Source organism: Bosea vaviloviae (assembly GCF_001741865.1).
Lineage (GTDB): Bacteria > Pseudomonadota > Alphaproteobacteria > Rhizobiales > Beijerinckiaceae > Allobosea > Allobosea vaviloviae.
Genome location: NZ_CP017147.1, coordinates 4254676 through 4278398 on the forward strand (window position 1 = coordinate 4254676; position 23723 = coordinate 4278398).

The 23723-nt window shown below is 64.4% G+C and carries 22 protein-coding genes and 1 tRNA gene; 19 read left to right on the forward strand and 4 right to left on the reverse strand.

Going from position 1 to position 23723, the window contains the following annotated elements; genetic code table 11:
* Positions 1-54: 54 nt before the first annotated feature.
* Positions 55-603: a PRC-barrel domain-containing protein gene (locus BHK69_RS19440; RefSeq protein WP_069691539.1), complete on the reverse strand. Its 549-nt coding sequence runs from the start codon at positions 601-603 to the stop codon at positions 55-57.
* Positions 604-683: 80 nt separating this feature from the next.
* Here BHK69_RS19440 and BHK69_RS19445 point away from each other — a divergent pair, with 80 nt between their 5' ends.
* Entirely contained in the window at positions 684-1133 is a 450-nt protein-coding gene (locus tag BHK69_RS19445; RefSeq protein WP_148663509.1) for a hypothetical protein, read from the forward strand.
* A 507-nt stretch (positions 1134-1640) separates the two neighbouring features.
* Here the strand turns inward: BHK69_RS19445 and BHK69_RS19450 are convergent.
* Positions 1641-1715, reverse strand: a tRNA-Lys gene (locus BHK69_RS19450).
* Between the two features lie 161 nt (positions 1716-1876).
* On the opposite strand from BHK69_RS19450, the gene BHK69_RS19455 reads away from it, so the two are divergent.
* The 12 genes from BHK69_RS19455 to BHK69_RS19510 all read left to right on the forward strand — a co-directional run bounded on the left by BHK69_RS19455 (position 1877) and on the right by BHK69_RS19510 (position 13801).
* Positions 1877-2965, forward strand: coding sequence for a hypothetical protein (locus BHK69_RS19455; RefSeq protein WP_069693803.1), 1089 nt, complete (start codon positions 1877-1879; stop codon positions 2963-2965).
* Positions 2966-2999: 34 nt separating this feature from the next.
* Positions 3000-3311, forward strand: a complete 312-nt coding sequence (locus BHK69_RS19460) for an FtsB family cell division protein (RefSeq protein ID WP_069691541.1) — start codon at positions 3000-3002, stop codon at positions 3309-3311.
* A 297-nt stretch (positions 3312-3608) separates the two neighbouring features.
* A complete protein-coding gene (gene pdhA / locus BHK69_RS19465; RefSeq protein ID WP_069693804.1) occupies positions 3609-4589 on the forward strand; it encodes a pyruvate dehydrogenase (acetyl-transferring) E1 component subunit alpha in 981 nt (326 codons plus the stop codon).
* A gap of 74 nt (positions 4590-4663) precedes the next feature.
* Positions 4664-6052, forward strand: coding sequence for a pyruvate dehydrogenase complex E1 component subunit beta (locus BHK69_RS19470; RefSeq protein WP_069691542.1), 1389 nt, complete (start codon positions 4664-4666; stop codon positions 6050-6052).
* Positions 6053-6066: 14 nt separating this feature from the next.
* Positions 6067-7407, forward strand: coding sequence for a pyruvate dehydrogenase complex dihydrolipoamide acetyltransferase (locus tag BHK69_RS19475; RefSeq protein ID WP_069691543.1), 1341 nt, complete (start codon positions 6067-6069; stop codon positions 7405-7407).
* 13 nt (positions 7408-7420) lie between these two features.
* Positions 7421-8860 (forward strand): dihydrolipoyl dehydrogenase, encoded by a 1440-nt coding sequence (lpdA, locus tag BHK69_RS19480; protein ID WP_069691544.1) that lies wholly within the window; start codon positions 7421-7423, stop codon positions 8858-8860.
* Positions 8861-8943: 83 nt separating this feature from the next.
* Positions 8944-9192: a GlsB/YeaQ/YmgE family stress response membrane protein gene (locus BHK69_RS19485; RefSeq protein ID WP_069691545.1), complete on the forward strand. Its 249-nt coding sequence runs from the start codon at positions 8944-8946 to the stop codon at positions 9190-9192.
* A gap of 51 nt (positions 9193-9243) precedes the next feature.
* On the forward strand, positions 9244-9582 hold the full coding sequence (locus tag BHK69_RS19490) for a GlsB/YeaQ/YmgE family stress response membrane protein (RefSeq protein WP_083269559.1): 339 nt from the start codon (positions 9244-9246) through the stop codon (positions 9580-9582).
* Positions 9583-9752: 170 nt separating this feature from the next.
* Positions 9753-10037 (forward strand): GlsB/YeaQ/YmgE family stress response membrane protein, encoded by a 285-nt coding sequence (locus BHK69_RS19495; protein WP_069691546.1) that lies wholly within the window; start codon positions 9753-9755, stop codon positions 10035-10037.
* Positions 10038-10138: 101 nt separating this feature from the next.
* Positions 10139-11143, forward strand: coding sequence for a lipoyl synthase (gene lipA, locus BHK69_RS19500; RefSeq protein ID WP_069691547.1), 1005 nt, complete (start codon positions 10139-10141; stop codon positions 11141-11143).
* Positions 11144-11159: 16 nt separating this feature from the next.
* Positions 11160-11639, forward strand: a complete 480-nt coding sequence (locus tag BHK69_RS19505) for a type II toxin-antitoxin system RatA family toxin (protein ID WP_069691548.1) — start codon at positions 11160-11162, stop codon at positions 11637-11639.
* 44 nt (positions 11640-11683) lie between these two features.
* Positions 11684-13801, forward strand: coding sequence for a fused MFS/spermidine synthase (locus BHK69_RS19510; RefSeq protein WP_069693806.1), 2118 nt, complete (start codon positions 11684-11686; stop codon positions 13799-13801).
* Positions 13802-13819: 18 nt separating this feature from the next.
* On the opposite strand, the gene BHK69_RS19515 is transcribed toward BHK69_RS19510, so the two are convergent.
* Both BHK69_RS19515 and BHK69_RS19520 read right to left on the reverse strand, forming a co-directional pair.
* Positions 13820-14317 (reverse strand): CinA family protein, encoded by a 498-nt coding sequence (locus tag BHK69_RS19515; RefSeq protein WP_069691549.1) that lies wholly within the window; start codon positions 14315-14317, stop codon positions 13820-13822.
* Positions 14318-14321: 4 nt separating this feature from the next.
* Positions 14322-15518, reverse strand: a complete 1197-nt coding sequence (locus BHK69_RS19520) for a bifunctional 2-C-methyl-D-erythritol 4-phosphate cytidylyltransferase/2-C-methyl-D-erythritol 2,4-cyclodiphosphate synthase (RefSeq protein ID WP_244548250.1) — start codon at positions 15516-15518, stop codon at positions 14322-14324.
* A gap of 182 nt (positions 15519-15700) precedes the next feature.
* On the opposite strand from BHK69_RS19520, the gene dusB reads away from it, so the two are divergent.
* The 6 genes from dusB to hfq all read left to right on the forward strand — a co-directional run bounded on the left by dusB (position 15701) and on the right by hfq (position 23722).
* On the forward strand, positions 15701-16723 hold the full coding sequence (dusB, locus tag BHK69_RS19525; RefSeq protein WP_069691550.1) for a tRNA dihydrouridine synthase DusB: 1023 nt from the start codon (positions 15701-15703) through the stop codon (positions 16721-16723).
* 82 nt (positions 16724-16805) lie between these two features.
* Positions 16806-17882, forward strand: a complete 1077-nt coding sequence (locus BHK69_RS19530) for a two-component system sensor histidine kinase NtrB (protein ID WP_069693808.1) — start codon at positions 16806-16808, stop codon at positions 17880-17882.
* A gap of 20 nt (positions 17883-17902) precedes the next feature.
* Positions 17903-19351: a nitrogen regulation protein NR(I) gene (gene ntrC / locus BHK69_RS19535; protein ID WP_069691551.1), complete on the forward strand. Its 1449-nt coding sequence runs from the start codon at positions 17903-17905 to the stop codon at positions 19349-19351.
* A 198-nt stretch (positions 19352-19549) separates the two neighbouring features.
* Positions 19550-21898 carry a sensor histidine kinase NtrY-like gene (locus BHK69_RS19540; protein WP_244548251.1) on the forward strand — a complete coding sequence of 783 codons (2349 nt, stop codon included), beginning with the start codon at positions 19550-19552 and terminating at the stop codon, positions 21896-21898.
* Positions 21895-23262, forward strand: a complete 1368-nt coding sequence (gene ntrX, locus BHK69_RS19545; RefSeq protein WP_069691553.1) for a nitrogen assimilation response regulator NtrX — start codon at positions 21895-21897, stop codon at positions 23260-23262. The genes BHK69_RS19540 and ntrX overlap by 4 nt, the downstream gene beginning before the upstream one ends.
* 211 nt (positions 23263-23473) lie before the next feature.
* Entirely contained in the window at positions 23474-23722 is a 249-nt protein-coding gene (gene hfq / locus BHK69_RS19550; protein ID WP_069691554.1) for an RNA chaperone Hfq, read from the forward strand.
* The last annotated feature ends 1 nt before the right edge of the window (position 23723 follow it).

Below are 23723 nucleotides of genomic sequence, written 5' to 3' on the forward strand. Positions count from 1 at the left end.
TTTCCTGATCATCAGGCAGGATAAAACCCGATGCCGGTCAGTCCCTAGGTTCGGTCAGGTACCGGCATAGGTGACGGCCGGCGCAGCATTGAGCTGATCCTTGGTCAGCTTGATCTTGCCATGGTCGGGATACATCGCCGGAGCCTTGGGCGCAGGCGGTGCCGAGGCGATGCCGCCGCCGGCTGCTCCAGAGCCCGAGCCACCGCTCGGGGCCGGTGCGGGTGTCGCCGCGACCATGGGCTGGTCACTCCAGCTTACCTGCTCAAAAGGAATGGCGACGTCCTTGGAGCCGATGCCGAGGAAACCGCCGACGCCGACGGTAATCATCTCGACCTTACCGGTCTTGTCGAACAGTACTTCCGTTACGCCCCCGACCTTCTTGTCATCGGGGCCGTAGATATTGACGCCGATCAATTTCGAGGCGCGCCACTTCCCCTGGCCGGCGAGATTCTGCTCCGGAGCCTTAGTGCTACTGTCGGACGCGGCCGGCGCGGAAGTGGAGGGCGACGGCGCGCTCGGGCTCGGAGCACTGGTCTGCGCAATGGCGGTCGCCGCGAGCATGGCGAAGCCGATGGACGTCAGAGCGATACGACGCTTGAACATGTGAGCCTCCTGTCAGTAACCGCAAGTAGCGGCACGCAGGAGCAACGCGCAGGCAGCGCATTTGTTCAGGGCGCAGGCAGATGAATTTGTTTTTCCTGGCGGAGACGCGCCTGAATTCGGCTTCTGCGCGCCGGCAACCGCGTGTTGCAGGCGCGAAATCATCCCGATGCGATTCGATTGCCCATATTTTGCCTCAATTCCGATCCGCCGAGAACGCCTATGTCATATGTGATTTGAGCCGCGCCAGCGGAGACTATGCGCTCTTGGCGAGCATCTTTGGCGAGCATCCTGTGGAGCAGATGGCCCTGCAATCTCAGTTGAGCGGGCTGCACTCCATTCGCACCCGCTGGCCGGGCTGCGCGAATGTCTGGCAGGACACTGCGGTCGGCAGGGGTGCCGGGGTCTCTGTGGCCGAGGCTGGAATGAGCTTTGGCTGGGGCGCGACTGGCCTTGGTGTGGCGAGGCGTGTTGGAACGGGCTGTGGTTTGCTCGGTTGCAGAATTTTGGTCGATGGCGTGGTTATCGGCTGAGGCTCTGTCGCCGGCACCGTTTCCACGCGAGCGATCTGAGGCTGCTGCGGCCTCTCTTCCTCTTTGGGCCTCTCTTGCACCTTGGTCTCTTGCACCTTGGGTTGCCAAGGCCGCCAGGCGCTCAATTGCGTGAAGGCCTCCATGGTCGGCTTGGTGATCGATTCCGCTGCCGGAATCGTTTGTCCCATGCATCCCGCCAGAGCCAGACTCGTCAGGCACGCCGCAGTTGCGCGGCAATTGATGGTCATCATCGTCGCCCCTTCCTGCTATATCTCCCCGCCGCTGTAGCGAGGTGTCGCCCCAATCGACGACATGCGTGTGTAAATCTGTGGAATTCGGCGTTGCGTGTCAATTTTCCCGGCTTGGCTCAGTGGATAGAAGCGCAGAAACCCTCATACCACGAGGCGTTAGCGCGGGTTCCGCGAGATTCTCAACCTTGGAAACCTGTTTCCCAGCGCCCGAGCGGGAGGCCGTTTGCGCCTTCAATCACAACGTTGCTGAAGGTGCTGGTGAGCGGGGAGGGGATCGAACCCTCGACCACATGATTAAAAGTCACGTGCTCTACCACTGAGCTACCCGCCCTCACCGGTGCGCTGACATAGGCAGGCGTCGCGCGCGGGTCAACATTGTTCGTAAGGCCGCTTCTGTGGCAGAAGCGCGCCGGAGGTTCGCGATGTTCGTTTTGCCCAGGTCCGCCGCAGCAGGAGCCGCCGGTCTCGATGCCGTTCGGGATTGATCCGACGATGGCTGCTGCGCCTGGAGCGCGACGCCAGGTCTGGCTGGCCTGGACGATGGCGTTTCTGGTTTCGGCGCTCGTGCTGGGCGGGGTGTTGTTCGGATTCGTCGTGGCGCTCGATCCGTTTGGGTTGCGGGTGCGGGCCGGCGTGCCGGCGCGGCCGCTCATGGATCTCAACCAGCGCTATATGTATCCGCAGCTCGTGCGCTCGGGTGCGTTCGATTCGGGGGTCTTCGGCACCTCGACGATGCGCTTGCTCGATCCTGCGATTCTATCGCGCTCGATCGGCGGGCGCTTCGCCAATCTCGCGATGAATGCAGCCACGCCCTGGGAGCAGGTGCAAATGGCTGACCTGTTTGCGCGCACCGTTGCTGCGCCGAAAGCCGTGATCTGGGGGCTCGACCTGACCTGGTGCGAAGGCGACGCGACCACGCCGGCCAAACGCCTGACGCCACGACCGTTTCCGCCCTGGCTCTATGATGGCGCAAGCTGGGCCGACGCACTGAGGCAGCTGAACCTGACGACGCTCGAGATCTCGGCGCGGTTGCTCGCGCACAGGCTCGGTTACCTGCCTGCGCGTATCCGTGGAGACGGCTATGAGGTCTTCACGCCACCCGAGGCCAGCTATGATCTGGCGCGGGCGCGAAGCCATCTTTATGCCGACAATCACGGTTTTGCGCCGGATTTGACGCCGCTGTCGCCGCCTGCGCCCGTCAGTGAAGCCGAGCGTCTGGGCTGGCGCTTTCCGGCCCTGGCCTGGCTCGACCAGGCCTTGTCCTCGTTTCCCGCCGAGACCTCGAAGCTGATCGTGCTGCCGCCGACGCATGTCGCCGCGCAGCCGCGCGAAGGCTCTGTCGCGGCGCAGCGCTACAGCGCTTGCAAGGCCGCCTTGCGTGGGCTCGCGGCGCGCCAGGGCGCGACCATCGTCGATTATGCGCATGGCTCGGCAGTGACTGAGGTCGACGAGAATTACTGGGACCCCTTGCATTTCAGGCTGCCGATCGCTCGGCGCGTCGAGGCCGATCTGGCAGCCGTCTCGCATGGCGAGGCTCCTGCGCCCGATGGCGTCGCCCGGCTCGTGCGGCCTTCGCGTTAACCCGCCGGAAACCAACCCGGCCTAGCCTGCCGGAATGGTTATTCGTCGCGGTGTCAGATCCGTCCTCGTCACGCTCGCGCTCTACCTCGTCTCGGGCGCGGTGGTGAGCTATTTCCTGTTCCACGCCCAGCATGGCACGCGTGGGCTGGAAGCGCGCGACACCTTGCAGGGAACGTTGCGCGAGATGGAGACCGAGCTCGCCGCCCTGACCGTCGAGCGCAAGAGCTGGGAACAGCGCCTGTCGCTGGTGCGTGACGAGGCGGTCGATCGCGACCTGCTCGAAGAGATGGCGCGCAACACGCTTGGTCGCATTCACAAGAATGACGTCATCCTGATGGGGCGTTGAGCGCCGCGGATGCCGGCAAATAGTCCCCGGCACACCGATTAACTGGATTCCAGTTAATTATGGAAAGTGCTGCAATTACAATGGTTTAACAAATGCTGCAGTGCGAGATGGCTCTCTCGCCAAGGGTTTTGCGATCCTCTACAACCAAGGTCGAATGACCCTGGAGGACCGCTGATGGCCGTTGCCGCGCGTAAGACAAAAGCTCCCGCTCAATCCAAGGCCGCCGCGAAGACGGCGACCAAGACGGGCTCCGCCAAGACTGGAGCCGACAAGGGGGCGTCCAAGGCGCTCAGCAACATGCCGACCTTCGACAAGGCAGAGGAGCTTCACGCCTATCGCGAGATGCTGCTGATCCGCCGCTTCGAGGAAAAGGCCGGCCAGATGTACGGCATGGGCCTGATCGGCGGCTTCTGCCACCTCTATATCGGGCAGGAAGCCGTCGTCATCGGCATGCAGATGGCCTCCAAGGATGGCGATCAGGTCATCACCGGCTATCGCGACCACGGCCATATGCTGGCATGCGGCATGGAATCGCGCGGCGTGATGGCGGAGTTGACCGGGCGCCAGGGCGGCTATTCCCGCGGCAAGGGCGGCTCGATGCATATGTTCTCCCGCGAGAAGAACTTTTATGGCGGGCACGGCATCGTCGGCGCGCAGGTCTCGCTCGGCACCGGCCTGGGATTCGCCAACTGGTATCGCAATGACGGGCGGGTCTCGTTCGCCTATTTCGGTGACGGTGCGGCCAATCAGGGCCAGGTCTATGAGAGCTTCAACATGGCCCAGCTCTGGAAGCTGCCGGTCGTGTATGTGATCGAGAACAACCGTTACGCCATGGGCACCTCGGTCAGCCGCGCCTCGGCGCAGACCGATTTCTCGCGGCGCGGCCTCTCCTTCGGCATCCCCGGCGAGCAGGTCGACGGCATGGATGTGCGCGCCGTGCGCGCCGCCGCCGAGCGCGCCATCGAGCACGCCCGCTCCGGCCAGGGGCCCTATATCCTGGAAATGCAGACCTATCGCTATCGCGGTCATTCGATGTCCGACCCGGCGAAGTACCGCTCCAAGGACGAGGTCCAGCGCATGCGCGAGGAGCACGATCCGATCGAGCAGGTGAGGGGCCGTCTGACCCGCGACTTCAAGGTGAGCGAGGACGAGCTCAAGGCGATCGACGCCAAAGTCCGCGAGATCGTCAACGACGCGGCGGAATTCGCGACGCACGATCCCGAGCCCGATGTCTCTGAGCTCTGGACCGACATCACGCTGGAGACGGCGCGCGCCTGAGCGGCGCGCCCGCTTCCGCAGGCCTTGCGGCCTTAATCCCAATCCCCGCGTCTTTCAGAAATCCGGGTGCGTTCATGCCGATCGACATTCTCATGCCTGCTCTTTCGCCGACGATGGAGCAGGGCAAGCTCTCCAAATGGCTGAAAGCCGAAGGCGATACGGTCAAGGCCGGCGACATTATCGCCGAGATCGAGACCGACAAGGCGACCATGGAGGTCGAGGCCGTCGATGAAGGCATCCTGGCCAAGATCCTGATCGCCGACGGCACCGACAATGTCGCGGTCAACACGCCGATCGGCGTGATTGCGGCCGAGGGCGAGGATGTCAGCGCGGCGAGCAAGCCGGCAGCCGCCAAGCCGGCTGAGAAGCCGGCCGAGCCGGAAGCCAAGGCCGAGCCCACGCCAGCAGCCTCCGCGCCGCCAAGCGTCCCGGCTCAGGCGAAGTCCTATGACGCGTCCTCCGAATTTCCGGCAGGCGCCGAGGTCGCGACCATCACGGTGCGCGAAGCCTTGCGCGACGCCATGGCCGAGGAAATGCGCCGCGACGGTGATGTCTTCGTCATGGGCGAGGAGGTCGCGGAATATCAGGGCGCTTACAAGGTCACCCAGGGGCTGCTGCAGGAATTCGGCGCCAAGCGCGTCATCGATACGCCGATCACCGAGCACGGCTTCGCCGGTATCGGCGTTGGCGCGGCGCTGACCGGCCTGAAGCCGATCGTCGAGTTCATGACCTTCAACTTCGCCATGCAGGCGATCGACCATATCATCAACTCCGCCGCCAAGACGCTCTACATGTCGGGCGGCCAGATGGGTTGTCCGATCGTCTTCCGCGGCCCCAACGGCGCTGCGGCGCGCGTCGGCGCGCAGCACAGCCACGACTACGCCGCCTGGTATTCCAATGTGCCGGGCCTGAAGGTCGTCGTTCCCTACAGCGCCTCGGATGCCAAGGGCCTGCTCAAGAGCGCCATTCGCGATCCGAACCCGGTCATCTTCCTCGAGAACGAGATCCTCTACGGCCGGACCTTCGAGGTTCCCAAGAGCGATGATTTCCTGGTCCCCATCGGCAAGGCCAAGATCGTGCGTCCGGGCACGGACGTCACGATCGTCTCCTTCGGCATAGGCATGACCTACGCGCTGGGTGCGGCCGAAGCGCTCGCCAAGGAGGGCATCGAGGCCGAAGTCATCGATCTGCGCACGATCCGGCCGATGGACATCGAGACGGTCATCGCCTCCGTGCAGAAGACCAATCGCTGCGTCGCGGTCGAGGAGGGGTTCCCGCAGTCGGGCGTCACCGCCGAGATCGGCATGCGCATCATGGAGGCGGCGTTCGACTATCTCGACGCGCCGGTCGCCCGCGTCACCGGCAAGGACGTGCCGATGCCTTACGCGGCGAACCTCGAGAAGCTCGCCTTGCCGAATATCGGCGAGGTCGTCGCTGCGGCCAAAGCCGTTTGCTACCGCTGAGAAGGGGCTGACCGATGCCAACCAACATCCTGATGCCCGCGCTCTCTCCCACCATGGAGAAGGGCAATCTCGCCAAATGGCTGAAGAAGGAAGGCGACACGATCAAGTCCGGCGACATCATCGCCGAGATCGAGACCGACAAGGCGACCATGGAGGTCGAGGCCGTCGATGAAGGCATCCTGGCCAAGATCCTGGTGCCGGACGGCACGGCCGATGTCGCCGTTAACGAGATCATCGGCGTGATCGCTGCCGAGGGAGAGGATGTGAAGGCGGCTGCCGCTCCGGCCAAGGCCGAGGCTCCCAAGGCCGAGGCTGCGCCCAAGGCGGCGGCGCCCGCCCCAGCCGTCGCGAGCGAGGCTCCCAAGGCTGAAGCTGCTCCCAAGGCTGCCGCTCCTGTGGCCTCGGCCAGCGGCGAGCGCGCCTTCGCCTCGCCGCTCGCCAAGCGTCTGGCCAAGGAAGCGGGCCTCGACCTCGGAAAGATTCAGGGCTCGGGCCCGCATGGCCGCATCGTCGAGAAGGACATCGAGGCTGCGAAGGCCGGCGGAGCCGCCAAGGCCGCGCCGTCCGCTGCTCCCGCGGCCGCGCCCAAGCCGGCTGCAGCGCCGCTCGCCGCCGGCATGTCCGACGAGGCGGTCAAGAAGCTGTTCGCGCCGGGTTCCTACGAGGAAGTGCCGCATGACGGCATGCGCAAGACGATTGCGCGCCGCCTGCTCGAATCCAAGCAGACGATCCCGCATTTCTATCTGACGATCGATTGCGAGCTCGACGCGCTGCTCAAGCTGCGTGCGGAACTCAATGCCGCCGCGCCCGAGAAGGACGGCAAGCCGGCCTACAAGCTCTCGGTCAACGACCTCGTGATCAAGGCATTGGCGCTTTCGCTGCGCGCGGTGCCAGAGGCTAATGTGAGCTGGACCGAGAACACCATGCTCAAGCACAAGCATGCCGATGTCGGCGTCGCGGTCTCGATCCCGGGCGGTCTGATCACGCCGGTGATCAGGGACGCCTGCCACAAGACGCTCTCGCAGATCTCCAACGAGATGAAAGACCTGGCAGCCCGCGCCAAGAACCGCAAGCTGAAGCCCGAGGAGTATCAGGGCGGCACCACGGCGGTCTCGAACCTCGGCATGTTCGGCGTCAAGGACTTCGCCGCGATCGTCAATCCGCCGCATGCGACGATCCTGGCGGTCGGCGCCGGCGAGCAGCGCGCTGTCGTCAAGGGCGGACAGCTCGCGGTCGCGACCGTGATGTCGGTGACGCTCTCGACCGACCACCGCGCCGTCGATGGCGCGCTCGGGGCCGAACTGATGCAGGCGTTCAAGGGCTATATCGAGAAGCCCATGGCGATGCTGGTTTGATGGGAGCCTGACCATGGCTGACTACGACGTCATCATCATCGGCTCCGGCCCCGGCGGCTATGTCGCCGCCATCCGTGCGGCGCAGCTCGGCTTCAAGACGGCGATCGTCGAGCGCGAGCATCTTGCCGGTATCTGCTCGAACTGGGGCTGCATCCCGACCAAGGCGCTGCTGCGCTCAGCCGAGATCCTGCATTACGGCCAGCACGCCAAGGATTACGGGCTGAAGCTGGAAGGCACGTTCACGGCCGATCTCGCTGCCGTGGTGGCGCGTTCGCGCGGCATTGCGGCGCGGATGAACAACGGCGTCCAGTTCCTGATGAAGAAGAACAAGGTCGATGTGATCTGGGGTGAGGCAAAGCTCACCAAGCCCGGCACGATCGCGGTCGCGCCGACGAAGAAGCCTGCCATGCAGCCGCAGGTGCCGCCGCCCAAGGGGGCCAAGGGCGAGGGCACCTACACTGCCGACCATATCGTCATCGCGACCGGCGCGCGGCCACGCGCTCTGCCCGGCATCGAGCCCGACGGCAAGCTGATCTGGACCTATTTCGAGTCGATGGTGCCGGCGAAAATGCCGAAATCGCTGCTCGTGATGGGCTCGGGCGCGATCGGCATCGAATTCGCCTCGTTCTACCGGACGATGGGCGTCGAGGTCACGGTCGTCGAGGTGATGCCCCAGGTCGTGCCGATCGAAGATGCCGAGATCGGCGCCTTCGCGCGCAAAGCCTTCGAGAAGCAGGGCATGAAGATCCTGACCGGGGCCAAGGTCACCAAGGTCGAGAAGGGCGCCGACAGTGTCACGGCCCATATCGAGGACGAGAAGGGCGGCAAGCAGACCATCACCGCAGATCGGATGATCTCGGCCGTCGGCGTCGTCGGCAATATCGAGAATCTGGGCCTGGAAGCACTCGGCGTGAAGACCGATCGCGGCTGCATCGTCATCGATGATTTCTGCCGCACCAATGTGAAGGGCGTCTACGCGATCGGCGATGTCGCCGGGCCGCCGATGCTGGCGCATAAGGCCGAGCATGAGGCGGTGATTTGCGTCGAGGCGATCAAGGGGCTGCATCCGCATGCGATGGACAAGCTGATGATCCCGGGCTGCACCTATTGCCATCCGCAGATCGCCAGCGTCGGCCTGACCGAAGCCAAGGCGAAGGCAGCCGGCTACGAGCTCAAGGTCGGGCGCTTCCCCTTCGTCGCCAACGGCAAGGCGGTGGCGCTGGGCGAGGATAGCGGACTGGTCAAGACGATCTTCGACGCCAAGACCGGCAAGCTCCTCGGCGCCCATATGGTCGGCGCTGAAGTGACCGAACTGATCCAGGGCTTCGTTGTGGCCATGAACCTCGAGACCACCGAGGAAGAATTGATGCACAGCATCTTCCCGCATCCGACGATCTCGGAGACGATGAAGGAGAGCGTGCTCGACGCCTATGGGAAAGTGCTGAACGCCTGACCGAACCGAAGATCGAAGCGCGCGTTCACGCATTTTGTGGAGACGCCGGCCAATAACGGACCGGTAGGGGCAGGGAACTCGTCATGGACACGCGTTCGATCATCGTCGCCATCGTCATCGGTCTTGTCGCGGGCTGGCTCGCCAGCATCGTCGTGGGCGGTGGCGGGCTGATCCGCTACATCATCACCGGCTTGATCGGCGCCTTTGTCGGCAGTTTCCTGCTCTCGGCTCTGGGCATCAATCTCGGCATCGGCAATCCGCTCGTCTCGCAGATCATCACGGCGACGATCGGCGCGATCGTCGTGGTCCTGCTGGCCCGGCTGATCGCCTGATATCAGGCTCGATTCCGCAATCCGCTCGACACGGGACGGCCTATCGCAGCGATGACCGCACGCAGCCGCAAACCCCGTGATCCCGAACGGATCGTCCCCGACGACAAGGTCGAGATTCTGCCGCCAGGTCGCGGTTTGCCGGTGGATTGGCGCGTGCTGGCACCGACGATCGCGTTGGGCACCGTGACGGGGTTCGTCGCCAGTCTGATCGTGGGCGGTGGCGGGCTGGTCCGCCACGCCGTCGTCGGCGTGCTCGGCATGCTGGTCGGGCAGGGGCTTGTGCGGTTGACCGGCTGGCGTGTGCGCACCGGCCATGGTTTTCTCGACGAGATGGCGATGGCTGTATTGGGCGCAATTCTTGTGGTTCTTCTGGCGCGCTTTATCGCGTGACTGCACCTAGAGCTTTTTCGAGCGAAGTGGGCACCGGTTCGCGTGAAGAAAATGCGATAAAACAAGGAGGTAGAGCATTTCTGCGATTCGGAGAAACGCAGAAATGCTCTACCAACCTAGGCTGGTTCCGTTTCCTCCCTGTTTCACAATGAGCTGAAAGATCAAGGACGATGGACTCCATCAATGCCGCCATGTCGGCGCAGCCGGGCTACGGCTTCTTCGCGACGATCTTTATCGGTCTTCTTGCCGGCTGGATCGCGGAGCGCATCACGTCTTCCAACCATGGCATCCTGACCAATATGCTGGTTGGCGTCGCAGGCTCTTTCCTTGGCAGCCGGCTGGCGGAATTGCTCGATATCCCGATCTTCGGCTTCGTTCGCACCCTGGTCGCTGCGATCGCGGGCGCAGTCATCGTCATCGTGGTCTGGAACGCCTTCCGCAAGCCTGTTGCCTGACGCGACATCGGCTCCTGTTGTCGTCCGCCTCAAGGCGGATTAGCTAGAGGGCAGGCGGGGGCGCTGGCCCCGGTCTGCCACATATATGGAAGTTTTTGAGCATGGCGCTCGTTCTCGATCTGCTGAACCGCGATCCGCGACCCAATATCGGCAATCCCAAGGCTGAAGCCCCGGCGCCGGCCGCGGAACTGCGCCATCCCGAGAAGCAGAAGCGGCCCGAGAATCCGATCCTGCGCAAGCCGGACTGGATCAGGGTCAAGGCGCCGGGCTCGCCGAAATGGGCTGAGACCCAGAAGATCGTCAAGGAGAACAAGCTCGTCACGGTCTGCGAGGAGGCGGGCTGCCCCAATATCGGCGAGTGCTGGGAGAAGAAGCACGCCACCTTCATGATCATGGGCGACACCTGCACGCGGGCCTGCGCTTTCTGCAACGTCAAGACCGGCGTGCCGCAGCCTCTCGACCAGGATGAGCCGCATAAAGTGGCGCAGGCCGTCGCCAAGCTCGGGCTGGAGCATGTCGTCATCACTTCGGTCGACCGCGACGATCTCAAGGATGGCGGCGCCGAGCATTTCGCCCGCGTCATCCGCGCGATCCGCGAGGCTTCGCCGGGTACGACGATCGAAATCCTGACGCCGGACTTCCTGCGCAAGCCCGGCGCGCTGGAGGTCGTCGTCGCGGCCAAACCCGATGTCTTCAACCACAATCTCGAGACGGTGCCCGGCAAATACCTGACCGTGCGGCCCGGCGCGCGCTATTTCCATTCACTGCGCCTGCTCCAGCGGGTGAAGGAGCTCGACCCGACGATCTTCACCAAATCCGGCATCATGGTCGGCCTGGGCGAGGAGCGGAACGAGATCCTCCAGCTGATGGACGATCTGCGCTCGGCCGATGTCGATTTCATCACCATCGGCCAGTACCTCGCGCCGTCGCGCAAGCACCATGCGGTGATCCGCTTCGTCACGCCCGAGGAGTTCAAGGGGTTCGAGGCGATCGCCTATGTGAAGGGCTTCCTGATGGTGTCCTCGACGCCGCTGACGCGCTCCTCGCATCATGCCGGCGAGGATTTCGCCAAGTTGCGCGCCGCGCGCTCCGCGAAGCTCGGCTGAGGACGCCCAGACCGTCATGCCGATGTTCAACAACGCCCGCCGGGTGAGGCATTCGCCCGAGCAGATGTTCGCGCTCGTCGCCGATGTCGAAAAGTATCCGGAGTTCCTGCCGCTCTGTGAGGGGCTGACAGTGCGCAAGCGGACGCCGCGCGAGGGCGGCGGCGAGGTTCTGCTCGCCGATATGAGCGTCGGCTATAAGGCGATCCGCGAAACCTTCACTAGCAGGGTGACGCTCGACCCGGCCAATCTCAAGATCCTGGTCGAATATGTCGACGGGCCGTTCCGTTATCTGGAGAACCGCTGGACCTTCAAGCCAAGCCAGGGCGGCTGCGAGATCGGCTTCTTCATCTCCTACGAATTCGCCAGCCGCATGCTCGGCCTGCTGATGGGCGCGATGTTCGACAAGGCCTTCCGCAAGTTCGCGGAAGCTTTCGAACGCCGGGCCGACGTCGTCTATGGGCGCGGCACGGCCGCGGCTGCGATCACCGGGCCTTAAACAGTTTGCGTCATTGTTGCCCTATATTTCTGAGGGGAACCATGATGGACGCGCCGCAGACGCAGGCCGGGAGCCAAGTTGAAGCTCGGCGCCTGGCGACGACCCTGCCGATCTACCTCGGTACGATCTTCCTCTCGGCCTTTCTGCTCTTCGGCATCCAGCCGATGTTCGCCAAGATGGTGCTGCCGCGACTTGGTGGCTCCCCGGGGGTCTGGTCTGTGGCTATGGTCTTCTTCCAGGCCGTGCTGCTTGCCGGCTATGGCTATGCGCATTGGCTCGTCAGTCGCTTCGCCATCCGTCACGCGGCGCTGATCCACATCAGCCTCATGATTGTCGTGCTGCTGATCGCGTTGCCGATCGGCATCGCAGCGGGCTTCGATCGGCCGCCCCCGGATGGCGAGATTCCCTGGCTCGTTGCGTTGTTCGGCATGTCCGTTGGCCTGCCTTTCTTCGCCGTCTCGGCCAATGGCCCGCTCCTGCAGGCCTGGTTTGCCCGCACGGGACACGCTCATGCGAAAGATCCGTATTTTCTCTACGCAGCCTCGAATGTCGGCAGTTTCCTTGCGCTGATCGCCTATCCCTTTGCGATCGAACCCTTCTTGGCCTTGTCCGGTCAGGCTACGTTATGGACTTGGGGATTTGGGCTATTGCTCGCCGGTATCGCAGCCTGCGCGGGTTTGGGTCTCGGTCAGTCCGTCCCCGGGACCACAGGCATCCAAACAAAGCTGCCGCAAACGGTGATTGCCATGCAGGAGAAACTGGCCTGGGTCGCGCTGGCCTTCGTGCCGTCCGGGCTGCTCGTTGCTGTGACGGCGCATGTTTCGACTGATGTCGCTGCAGCTCCGCTGCTCTGGGTGGTGCCGCTCGCGCTCTTTCTACTGACTTTCGTCATCGTTTTCCAGCGCAAGCCGATCCTGCCTCATGCCTGGATGCTCAATGCCCAACTCGCTCTGGTGGCGGCATTTGTCGTGTTGATCGCGTTCAAGCCGGATTTCGGTTGGTGGTTCTACCTCGCATTGCATCTCGGCCTGTTTTTCCTGACGGCGATGGTGGCGCATGGGGAATTGGCGAAACTCCGGCCAGATCCAGCCAATCTCACGCAGTTCTATCTCTGGATGTCGATTGGCGGCGTGCTCGGCGGGCTGTTCAGTGGGCTGCTGGCGCCGATCATTTTCAACTCCGTCATCGAATATCCAGTGCTGCTCGTCGCCGGCCTGCTCTGCCGGCCCGGCTTTACGGCAATCAAGCTGTCCGGCTGGATGCGCGGCGCAATCGCTGCGCTCGTCTCACTAGGCTTTGTCGGGATCGTGCTGCGCGAGCAGCAGCGCACCGACTCGGTGCGGTCCTTCTTCGGCGTGAATCGCATCGTAGACAGCGATGACGGCCGCTTCCGCATGCTGTTCCACGGAAGCACGATGCATGGGGCACAGAAGCTGCGTGAGCCGGATGGAACCATGGCCGTCGGCAGGCCTGAGCCCCTGACATATTATTTCAGCGGCGGCGCCATTGCGGACGGAATTGACTCCGTGCGTCAGGCGCGCGGCGGGACGCTCGCCAAGGTTTCGGTGATCGGGGTGGGAACTGGGTCTCTCGCCTGCCAGATACGCTCCGGAGAAGACTGGAATTTTTACGAGATCGATCCCCATGTCGTGCGGATCGCGACCGACCCCACGCGCTTCAGTTTCTTCAACGCCTGCGCGCCGGCGACTGCCTTTGTCCTGGGCGATGCGCGGCTCACTCTCGCAGACGCTCCGAATGGTTCGCTCGACTTGCTCGTGGTCGATGCCTTTTCCTCGGATGCCATCCCGCTTCATTTGCTGACGCGGGAGGCGCTTGCGCTGTACATCACCAAGCTGAAGCCAAACGGCGCCGTGCTGTTCCACATCTCCAATCGCAACATGGAGCTGGGCCCTGTGGTAACGGCAACGGCGCGCGGGCAGGGGCTGACGACCTGGATCCGCGAACCACAGCAGACAAACGAGCTGGCTGTGCAAATGAAGAGTTCGCCTCAGGTCGCTATCGTTGCGCGCCAACAGGTGGATGTCGGCCCGCTTGCCGGCGACAAGGCCTGGATCAGGCAGGACGGTCCCGATACGGCTCGGCCTTGGCGCGACGACTACGCCGATATCGTCAGTGCAATCTGGCGCAAGCTCTCGGATTGAGCAGGCCTGACGATCGCGTCAGACCGCGTCGCGCGCGGCTTCACGCAGTATCTCAAGCGCGGTGACGACCGTCAGACGGCGAACCTCGTCGCGTGACAGAGGCCCGAAGCGCTGTTCGCGATGAACGGTCGCGTGGCCTCCGGCACAAGCGAAATGCACCAGCCCCACGGGCTTTTCCGCGCTGCCGCCGCCGGGCCCGGCCACGCCCGTGACGGCGATGGCAAGGTTGGCGGCAAGCCGCATCCAGCCGCCCTCGGCCATGGCGCGCGCAACCGGCTCGCTGACCGCGCCATGGGCTTCGATCAGTTCGGCCGGCACGCCAGCGAGCGCGCTCTTGGCCGCGTTGGAATAGGTCACCAGCCCACCATTGACGACATCGGAAGAACCGGGGATCGCGGTCAGCGCGCCGGCGATGAGGCCGCCGGTGCAGGATTCGACGGTCGCGACGGTGAGCCCAGCCTTGCGGCAGGCATCCAGCACCTCGGTTGCCAGCTCGGTGATCTCGGCATCGAACATGGCTTTACTCCGGTTCCGGCAAGCGGATTGTGGCGGTCGCAAGGGCAGCCAGGCCTTCTCCGCGCCCGGTGAAGCCCATCCGCTCGGAGGTGGTCGCCTTGATGGCGACCTGATCGATGCGGATCGCGGCAGCGGCGGCGATCGCAGCACGGATCGCTTCGCGATGCGGGCCGATCTTGGGCGCCTCGCAGACGATAGTGAGATCAAGGAAGTCGATGCGCCCGCCGCGCTGCCTGACGCGCTCTGCCGCGAAGGCCAGGAACTGCGCGGAGGCCGCGTCCTTCCATTGCGGGTCGCTGGGCGGGAAATGCGTGCCGATATCGCCCTCAGTCAGCGCGCCGAGAAGCGCATCCGTCAAGGCATGCAGGGCGACATCGCCATCGGAATGCGCCACCACGCCGCGATCATGCGCGATGCGGGTGCCGCCGAGCCAGACATGGTCGCCATCGCCGAAGGCGTGGACGTCATAGCCGGTCGCAACGCGCACATGAAGCGGCGCGCCCTGGGAGCGATCGAAGTCCTGCGGATGGGTGAGCTTCACGTTGGCTGGGTCTCCGGGAAAGGTTTTCACAGGATGCCCGGCCCATTCCATCAAAGCCGCATCGTCGGTGAAGCCCGACAGGCCGGCAGCGACTGCGGCTTCATGAGCCGCGAGCAAGGCCTTGAAGTGGAACCCCTGAGGCGTTTGCACGCTGACGAGCGTATCACGGGGCGGTGTCTCGGCGACGCGACCATCGCTACCGAGGCGCTTGATCGTGTCCGTCACCGGTAAAGCGGGGATGGCGGCGATCTCGCTTTGGAGCGCGTCGACCGTGCGGCGCATAAGCGCAGCGGTGACGAAAGGGCGGGCGGCGTCATGAACCAGCACGATGCCGTCGAAGCCGGTGGCGGCAAGTGCTTGCAGGCCCAGGCGCACGGAATCCTGCCGCGTTGCGCCGCCTTGCGCCGGCGAGAGCAGCTTCCCTGTCGGCAGGTCGGCGACGGCGTGGGCATAGCGTGCGTTGTCGCCTGGCCCGATGACGACCATGACATGATCGATCGCAGCGTCAGCTAAAAAAGGCGTCAGGGCCTGCGCAAGAACTGGCCGGCCCGCGAGGGCGCGATATTGCTTGGGCAGGTCTCCGCCGGCGCGCAGCCCGCGCCCGGCGGCGACGATCAGGGCAGCGATGGCTGCGCGGCGGCTGCTTGTTTCTGTGAGCACGGGCAATGGTCCAGCAGGGGCAATAGTCCAGCAGGGATTGGGTGATAGTGGCACGGCGTGCGATCGCCAAGTCCGCAGGCGAGACGCTCGGCAAGCCATGCGGCAGGGGTGCGGCGATGATGCACTGCAATATGTTCCGAGGCCTCTTGCGCTCTCGCAGCAATGTCCAATAAATATGCATAATGGAAGTTGCCTCAAATTCGAGCGCCGACGTAGCGATCCTGCCGGACGTCGCTCCCGTTTCGCGCGCTTTCCTGGCGCCGATGTCGGGTGTCACCGACATCGTGATGCGTCGGATCGCAGCGCGCCATGGTGCAGGCCTCGTCGTCTCCGAGATGGTTGCTTCCGACGAGTTCGTCAGGGGCAGCGAGGAGGCGCGCATCCGCGCCGAGGGAGCCGGCGTCTCGCCCCATGTCGTCCAGCTTGCCGGCTGTGATCCGCATTGGCTAGGCGAGGCGGCACGGCTGGCCGAAGCCAATGGCGCGGCGATCGTCGACATCAACATGGGCTGCCCGGCCAAGAAGGTCACAGGTGGCTGGGCAGGCTCGGCGCTGATGCGCGATCTCAACCATGCGATCGGGCTCGTCGAAGCCGCGGTGAAGGCCGTGAGCGTGCCTGTCACCGTCAAGATGCGATTGGGCTGGGATGAGGCCTCGCGCAACGCGCCGGAACTGGCGCGCCGCGCCGTCGCCTCGGGCGCGTCGATGATCACGGTGCATGGCCGGACCCGGCAGCAATTCTACAAGGGCGTCGCCGATTGGGGCGCGATCCGGGCCGTGCGCGAGCAGGGAGATTTTCCGCTCGTCGCCAATGGCGACATCCATGACGAGGATGATGCGCGCAATTGCCTTGCCCAATCGGGTGCAGATTTCGTGATGGTCGGCCGCGCCGCACTCGGCAGACCATGGCTGGTCGGCGAGATCGGCGCTGCGCTTGCCGGGCGGGCGTCCCCACAGCTCGGCCTTGGCCAGAAATTCGCCATCGCGCGCGACCACTATGAGGGGCTGCTCAGCCTGATGGGCATCGCCCATGGTGTGCGCCATGCCCGCAAGCATCTGGCGGCCTATGCCGATGAGGCCGTGGCGAGCGGCGGCATGCCCGATCCCGAACAGCGGCGCACGCTCCTGACTTCTGACGATCCGCATCTGGTGCTCGGCGCATTGACGCGACTGTTTTCTCCGGAGCTCAGCCGCGCTGCGGCCTGACGGAAAGGTGTTGCGTATGGCGATGGCGTTTTTTGATGGCGGCGGACGGGGCAGGGATGATTTCCTGCTCGATCCGATCGAGATGCAGGCCCTCAACGTGCTGCCGATGCCGGTCGTCGTGATCGGCGAGGGCCATGGTATCCTCTACGCCAACACGGCCGCCGAGGACTTCTTCCAGTCCAGCGCCGTCGTGTTGAAGCGGCAGCGCATCGACGATCTGATCGCCTTTGGCTCGCCGGTGCTGGCGCTGGTGGAGGAGGTGCAGCGGCGCGGCGCGAGCGTCAGCGAATATCGGCTTGACCTCGGCTCTCCCCGTCTCGGCGTCGATCGCGTGGTCGATGTCTTTGCCTCTCCTTTGTCCAGCCAGAGCGATGCCGTCGTGCTTATGCTGCAAGAACGGACAATTGCTGAAAAAATGGACAGGCAGCTGACCCATAGAGGAGCTGCGCGTTCGATCACAGCGCTGGGGGCCATGCTGGCCCATGAGATCAAGAACCCGCTATCGGGCATTCGCGGTGCGGCGCAGCTGCTTGAGGCCTCGGTCCCCGACAGCGACCGCATGCTGACGCAGTTGATCTGCGACGAGACCGACCGGATCGTGAAGCTCGTGGAACGGGTCGAACTCTTCGGCGACGAGCGCCCGAGCGAGCGCGATGCCGTCAATGTGCATGACGTGCTCGACCATGTGAAACGACTGGCGCAATCGGGCTTTGCGCGCCACATCCGCTTCAACGAGGTCTACGATCCGTCGTTGCCGCCGGTCGCCGGCAATCGCGACCAGCTCGTTCAGGTCTTGCTGAATTTGATGAAGAACGCGGCCGAAGCCATTGGAATGCAATCGATCGATGGCGAGATCACACTGACGACCGCTTACCGGCCAGGCATCCGTATGCAGCTCGCCGGCTCGCCGGGCCGGATCGCCCTGCCGCTCGAGATCGGCATCCGCGACAATGGGCCGGGCGTGCCCTCGGACCTGCTGCCGCACCTGTTCGATCCCTTCGTCACCACCAAGGCGCAAGGCAGTGGCCTTGGACTTGCACTCGTTGCCAAGGTGATCGGCGATCACGGCGGAATCGTCGAATGCGAATCCGTTCCTCGCCGTACGACGTTTCGAATTCTGCTGCCTCTGCACCAGCCCCGGGCGCGGCAGACAGTTTAAGGCCTACAGGACCACAGTGAATGCCGACCGGTAACATTCTCGTCGCGGACGACGACGCCGCGATCCGCACCGTCCTCAATCAAGCCCTTGCCCGGGCCGGATATGAGGTGCGGACCACGGGCCAGGCGGCGACGCTCTGGACCTGGGCCGCGCAGGGCCTCGGCGACCTCATCATCACCGATGTGGTGATGCCCGACGGCAACGCCTTCGACCTGTTGCCGCGCATCAAGCGGGTGCGCCCCGAGCTGCCGATCATCGTGATGAGCGCGCAGAATACCTTCATGACGGCGATCAAGGCCTCCGAGCGCGGCGCCTACGAGTATCTGCCCAAGCCCTTCGACCTGAAGGAGCTCGTCGCCATCGTCGGCCGCGCCCTGTCGCGGCCGCGCGGCGATGGTGGCAGGGCCAATGCGGCCGAGCCTGACGATATTCCCCTGATCGGCCGCTCGCCGGCGATGCAGGACGTCTACCGCGCGCTTGCCCGGTTGATGCCGATCGATCTCACCGTGATGATCAACGGCGAGTCCGGCACCGGCAAGGAGCTGGTCGCGCGGGCGCTGCACGATTACGGCAAGCGCAAGAACGGTCCATTCGTGGCGATCAACATGGCCGCGATCCCGAAGGACCTGATCGAATCCGAGCTGTTCGGCCATGAGAAGGGCGCCTTCACCGGTGCGCTGACGCGCTCGTCGGGCCGCTTCGAGCAGGCCGAGGGCGGCACGCTCTTCCTCGACGAGATCGGGGACATGCCGATGGAGGCTCAGACGCGCCTGCTGCGCGTGCTGCAGCAGGGCGAATACACCACCGTCGGCGGCCGGACGCCGATCAAGACCAATGTCCGCATCGTAGCCGCGACCAACAAGGATCTGCGCATCTCCATCGCGCAGGGGTTGTTCCGCGAGGATCTGTTCTTCCGGCTCAATGTGGTGCCGATCCGCCTGCCGCCCTTGCGCGAGCGCGTCGAGGACATTCCGGATCTGGCGCGCCATTTCTTCGCGCTGGTCGAGAAGGAGGGGCTGCCGCACAAGCAGATCGATTCGGAAGCGATGGACGTGATGCGGCGCTATCGCTGGCCCGGCAACGTCCGCGAGCTCGAAAATCTCGTCCGCAGGCTCGCGGCGCTCTATCCGCAGGAGACCATCACGGCGCCGATCGTCGATGCGGAGCTCCAGCCGGCTTCGCCGACGACGAGTTTTTCGGGCGGATCGGCGCCCGAGCGGGCCGAAACGCTGTCGGGCTCGGTCGAGCGCCATCTCAACCAGTATTTCGGCGGCTTCGGCGATAATATCCCGCCGCCTGGCCTGTATCACCGCATTCTGCGCGAGGTCGAGCCGCCTTTGATTGCTGCAGCCCTGGCCGCGACGCGGGGCAATCAGATCCGCGCCGCCGAATTGCTCGGCCTGAATCGCAACACGCTGCGCAAGAAGATTCGCGAATTGGACATGCAGGTCGTGCGCTCGCCGCGCTAGAGCAGGATGCGAAAAAGTGGGAACCGGTTTTTCGCAATCGATCCTGCTCTAACTCTTTGATGAGAGACGGATTCAGATTTCAGTCGGGATCACTTGGTGATCCCGACTGAAATCATCCGGCTCTGAGGCTTCTGCCGGGGGCCGGCCCGCCGCCTTTCATATGTCGCATTTTGACAACACCGTTGCGGCGGCGCATCTATGCCGCCCGCAAGCTTGGACGTCCGTCCGCGCTTGCTGCACCGGAGTTGTCGAAGAACCGTGTCAGCCTCGATCAGCGATGTCAGAATCATGCCGCGTGGGGAGGATCCGCCACGCCGTGTGTCGGGCTGGCTCGGCGCAATCGTCGTCGTTTTCGCACTTGTCTCGGCGCTCGTCACCTTCCTGGTGCTGTCAGGCGTCACGCCGATCGCCCCGGTCCATGAGGTGGTCGTCGGCGTCTTCATCCTCAACGCCCTGCTGATCCTGCTGCTGCTTGTCATCGTCGCTTTCGAGACGGCGGTACTGATCCGGGCGCGGCGAGCCGGCGCCGCTGCGGCCGGCCTTCATGTCAGAATCGTCGGTCTTTTCAGCATCATCGCGACATTGCCTGCGATTCTGGTCGCGGTGATCGCGACCGTGACCATCGAGCGCGGGCTGGAGCCCTGGTTCTCCGACCGGATGCGCGACGCGATCTTCAAATCGGTCGAGGTCGCCGATGCCTATGCCGCGGGACAGTGCAAGTCGCTCGGGCGCGAGATCCGGATCTTCGCTGACGATCTGGCACGCGCGAAGCCTGCCTTCGATGTCGACCGCAAATGGTTCGAGAACTTCCTGACGGCGCGCGCGACAGCTCTCGGCGTGCCGGTGGCGGCGATCATGAGCCCGCCCGACAAGGTGCTGGTGCGGGCGAATATCGATATTCTGCGCGATGCACCCAAGCCGGACCAGGCTGCGTTCGACGATGCGCAATCAGCCCCGGAGCCGATCTGCGTCGTGCCCGAGACCAACCGGATCTTTGGCGCGCTCGTCAAACTGCCGACCTACGACAACGGGTTTCTCTACATCGCTCGCGAGGTTGATCCGCTTGCGGTCGAGTTTCCCGCCGTCGCGCGCGGAGCGGCGGTCGAATATCTCGCCATCGACGCCCGGCGAAAGGGCGTGCAGATCGCCTTCGCCTCGATGTACGGGCTGATCGCGGTGATCCTGCTGCTCTCGGCGATCTGGCTCGGTCTCAGCTTCGCCAACGGCCTCGTCGCACCGATCCGGCGGATGATCCATGCGACCGACCAGGTCTCCAGCGGCAATTTCTACGTCCAGGTGCCGATCCGACGATCGGAGGGGGATCTTGCCCATCTCGGCGAGACCTTCAACAAGATGACGGCGGAGTTGCGCCGGCAGCGCGATGGCTTGGTGACCGCAAGCGAAGTGATCGACCGACGACGGCGCTTCACCGAGACGGTTCTGTCGGGCGTCTCTTCGGGCGTCGTTGGTCTCGATGGCGACGGCCATATCACCATCATCAATCGCTCCGCCGAGGGGCTGCTCGGCACTGGCGGGCGGGTCTTTGGCGAGCCGATCGCACAGGTCGCCCCCGAGATCGCCGCCTTCGTCGGCGATGCGCTGCATGGCCGTCAGCGGCAGAGCGCCGGCCAGGTCGCGATCACCCGAGCCGGGCGCGACCGCATGGTCAATGTCCGCGCCGTTCGCGAAGGCGAGGGGGCGGGCGCCGGGCTCGTGGTGACGCTCGACGACATCACCGATCTGGTCTCGGCGCAGCGCACGGCCGCCTGGGCCGATGTCGCGCGCCGTATCGCCCATGAAATCAAGAACCCGCTGACGCCGATCCAGCTCTCGGCCGAGCGCATCCGTCGCAAGTTCGGTCGCGTCATCGTCGAGGACAAGGAGATCTTCGACCAGTGTACCGCCACCATCGTCCGCCAGGTCGAGGATATCCGGCGCATGGTCGATGAATTCTCCTCTTTCGCCCGCATGCCCAAGCCGTCGCTGTCTCGCGACGACATCGTCGAGACGGTGCGCCAGATCATCTTCCTGATGCGGGTCGGCAACCCAGAGCTGACGATCTCGGAGAACTTGCCGGCGGCGCCGGTGTTAGCCCAGTTCGACCGCCGATTGATCTCGCAGGCACTGACCAATGTGATCAAGAACGCGACGGAGGCGATCGAGGCGGTGCCGATGGAGACGCGTGGACCCGGCCAGATCGAGGTCGCGTTCGCGCGCTATGAGGATGGTCGGATCGTCATCGACGTGATCGACAACGGCAAAGGCCTGCCCGCCGACCAGCGCCAGAAGCTGCTGGAGCCCTATATGACGACGCGCGAGGGCGGCACCGGTCTGGGACTGGCGATCGTCGGCAAGATTCTCGAGGACCATGGCGGCGGGATCGAGCTTCTAGACCGACCCGACGCCGCGGAGGGGCGGCGCGGGGCGCGGGTCCGGCTCTGGTTCCCCGAAACCGGCCCCACTGAGGATCCGGACAACGAGACTGCGAATGGCCGCGACGTGAGCGCGTCTGACGCCCGAGACAAGCGAAATGGAATTGCCGTATGAGCGCCGATATTCTGGTCGTTGATGACGAAGTCGATATTCGCGAGCTGGTGGCCGGCCTGCTGGAGGATGAGGGCTACCGCACGCGCAAGGCGGGCTCCGCCGATGAGGCGCTGGCGGCGATCGCTGCGCGCCGGCCCAACCTCGTCTTCCTCGACATCTGGCTGCAGGGCAGCCGGCTCGACGGTCTGCAGGTGCTCGAACTGATCAAGGAGAGCCATCCCGACCTCGCGGTGGTGATGATCTCGGGCCATGGCAACATCGAGACGGCCGTCTCTGCGATCAAGAGTGGCGCCTATGACTTCATCGAGAAGCCGTTCAAGGCGGACCGCCTCGTGCTCGTGGCCGAGCGGGCGCTGGAGGCTTCACGCCTCAGGCGCGAGGTCCGCGAGCTGAAGAAGGGCTCGGTGCAGGCCAGCCGCATCGTCGGCCGCTCGACTGTGGTCAATCAGTTGCGCCAGACGATCGAACGCGTCGCACCCACCAATGCCCGCGTGCTGATCAGCGGCGAGCCGGGCTGCGGCAAGGAATTGACGGCCCGCACGCTGCACGAGGCGTCGAGCCGCTCCTCGGCGCCCTTCATCGTCATCAATGCGGCGACGATCACGCCCGACACGATGGAAGAGGAGCTGTTCGGCGTCGAGGGCGGAGAGGGCCGGACGCGCCGCGTCGGCGCGCTCGAGGAAGCCCATGGCGGCTCGCTCTATATCGACGAGATCGGCGATATGCCGCGCGAGACGCAAAACCGCATCCTGCGCGTGCTGGTCGATCAGAATTTCCAGCGTGTCGGCGGCGCAACGCGCGTGCATGTCGATGTGCGGATCATTTCCTCGACCAGCCGCGACCTGGCGCAGCTGATCAGCGAAGGGCTGTTCCGCGAGGACCTCTATCACCGCCTCAGCGTCGTGCCGGTCAAGGTGCCGGCGCTGTCGGAGCGGCGCGAGGACGTACCGGAATTGATCGAGTTCTTCATGGACCAGATCTCGGTCGCGACCGGGCTGCCGAAGCGGCGCATCGGCTCGGACGCGATGGCCGTGCTGCAGTCGCATGAATGGCCCGGCAATGTCCGCGAGCTGCGCAACAATGTCGAGCGACTGATGATCCTGACCAAGGGCGATCCGACGGCGGATGTCACGGTCGAGATGCTGCCGGCCGAGGTCGGCGCCATGGTGCCGACGACGCCGTCCGGCTCGGGCGGCGAACGGCTGATGAGCCTGCCGCTGCGCGACGCGCGTGAGATCTTCGAGCGCGAATATCTCATCGCCCAGATCGCCCGCTTTTCCGGCAATATCTCGCGAACCGCCGAGTTCATCGGGATGGAGCGCTCGGCCTTGCATCGCAAGCTGAAGTCGCTCGGGGTCGGTTGAACGGCGGCTAAGCGCTGATTGCATATCCGTCTGCACGATACGCAGGCGTCATGCGCAAATAGGATGCGGCATCGCCCTTGCTTTGTCATAGAACACGACGATCTAATGCAGGATCGGTGTTTCGAAGCGGTGCGCTCGCGCGTGACCGCGAACGAAACGAAATGGATCGCGGGTGCAACCCGATGAGAGATCCCAACAATAGGGGCTACCCATGGCCGCAGAGCGGGCACAAAACCTTCAGGACACTTTCCTCAATCACGTTCGCAAGCAGAAGATTCCTCTGACGATCTTCCTCGTCAACGGCGTGAAGCTGCAGGGCGTCGTCACCTGGTTCGACAATTTCTGCGTGCTGCTGCGGCGCGACGGACATTCGCAGCTCGTTTACAAGCATGCGATCTCGACGATCATGCCGGGCCACCCCGTGCAGCTGTTCGAGCCCGAGGAAGTGGACAAGGCCTGAG

What these genes read in the sequence shown, in the direction of transcription:
- BHK69_RS19475 (WP_069691543.1), top strand. Translation starts at nt 6,067, where the DNA reads ATGCCAACCAACATCCTGATGCCCGCGCTCTCTCCCACCATGGAGAAG.
- lpdA (WP_069691544.1), top strand. Translation starts at nt 7,421, where the DNA reads ATGGCTGACTACGACGTCATCATCATCGGCTCCGGCCCCGGCGGCTAT.
- BHK69_RS19505 (WP_069691548.1), top strand. Translation starts at nt 11,160, where the DNA reads ATGCCGATGTTCAACAACGCCCGCCGGGTGAGGCATTCGCCCGAGCAG.
- pdhA (WP_069693804.1), top strand. Translation starts at nt 3,609, where the DNA reads ATGCCGACCTTCGACAAGGCAGAGGAGCTTCACGCCTATCGCGAGATG.
- lipA (WP_069691547.1), top strand. Translation starts at nt 10,139, where the DNA reads ATGGCGCTCGTTCTCGATCTGCTGAACCGCGATCCGCGACCCAATATC.
- BHK69_RS19515 (WP_069691549.1), bottom strand. Translation starts at nt 14,317, where the DNA reads ATGTTCGATGCCGAGATCACCGAGCTGGCAACCGAGGTGCTGGATGCC.
- BHK69_RS19455 (WP_069693803.1), top strand. Translation starts at nt 1,877, where the DNA reads ATGGCTGCTGCGCCTGGAGCGCGACGCCAGGTCTGGCTGGCCTGGACG.
- BHK69_RS19470 (WP_069691542.1), top strand. Translation starts at nt 4,664, where the DNA reads ATGCCGATCGACATTCTCATGCCTGCTCTTTCGCCGACGATGGAGCAG.
- BHK69_RS19490 (WP_083269559.1), top strand. Translation starts at nt 9,244, where the DNA reads ATGACCGCACGCAGCCGCAAACCCCGTGATCCCGAACGGATCGTCCCC.
- BHK69_RS19530 (WP_069693808.1), top strand. Translation starts at nt 16,806, where the DNA reads ATGCAGGCCCTCAACGTGCTGCCGATGCCGGTCGTCGTGATCGGCGAG.
- BHK69_RS19460 (WP_069691541.1), top strand. Translation starts at nt 3,000, where the DNA reads ATGGTTATTCGTCGCGGTGTCAGATCCGTCCTCGTCACGCTCGCGCTC.
- BHK69_RS19440 (WP_069691539.1), bottom strand. Translation starts at nt 603, where the DNA reads ATGTTCAAGCGTCGTATCGCTCTGACGTCCATCGGCTTCGCCATGCTC.
- BHK69_RS19540 (WP_244548251.1), top strand. Translation starts at nt 19,550, where the DNA reads ATGCCGCCCGCAAGCTTGGACGTCCGTCCGCGCTTGCTGCACCGGAGT.
- BHK69_RS19510 (WP_069693806.1), top strand. Translation starts at nt 11,684, where the DNA reads ATGGACGCGCCGCAGACGCAGGCCGGGAGCCAAGTTGAAGCTCGGCGC.
- ntrX (WP_069691553.1), top strand. Translation starts at nt 21,895, where the DNA reads ATGAGCGCCGATATTCTGGTCGTTGATGACGAAGTCGATATTCGCGAG.
- BHK69_RS19445 (WP_148663509.1), top strand. Translation starts at nt 684, where the DNA reads ATGAATTTGTTTTTCCTGGCGGAGACGCGCCTGAATTCGGCTTCTGCG.
- dusB (WP_069691550.1), top strand. Translation starts at nt 15,701, where the DNA reads ATGGAAGTTGCCTCAAATTCGAGCGCCGACGTAGCGATCCTGCCGGAC.
- BHK69_RS19485 (WP_069691545.1), top strand. Translation starts at nt 8,944, where the DNA reads ATGGACACGCGTTCGATCATCGTCGCCATCGTCATCGGTCTTGTCGCG.
- BHK69_RS19495 (WP_069691546.1), top strand. Translation starts at nt 9,753, where the DNA reads ATGGACTCCATCAATGCCGCCATGTCGGCGCAGCCGGGCTACGGCTTC.
- hfq (WP_069691554.1), top strand. Translation starts at nt 23,474, where the DNA reads ATGGCCGCAGAGCGGGCACAAAACCTTCAGGACACTTTCCTCAATCAC.
- ntrC (WP_069691551.1), top strand. Translation starts at nt 17,903, where the DNA reads ATGCCGACCGGTAACATTCTCGTCGCGGACGACGACGCCGCGATCCGC.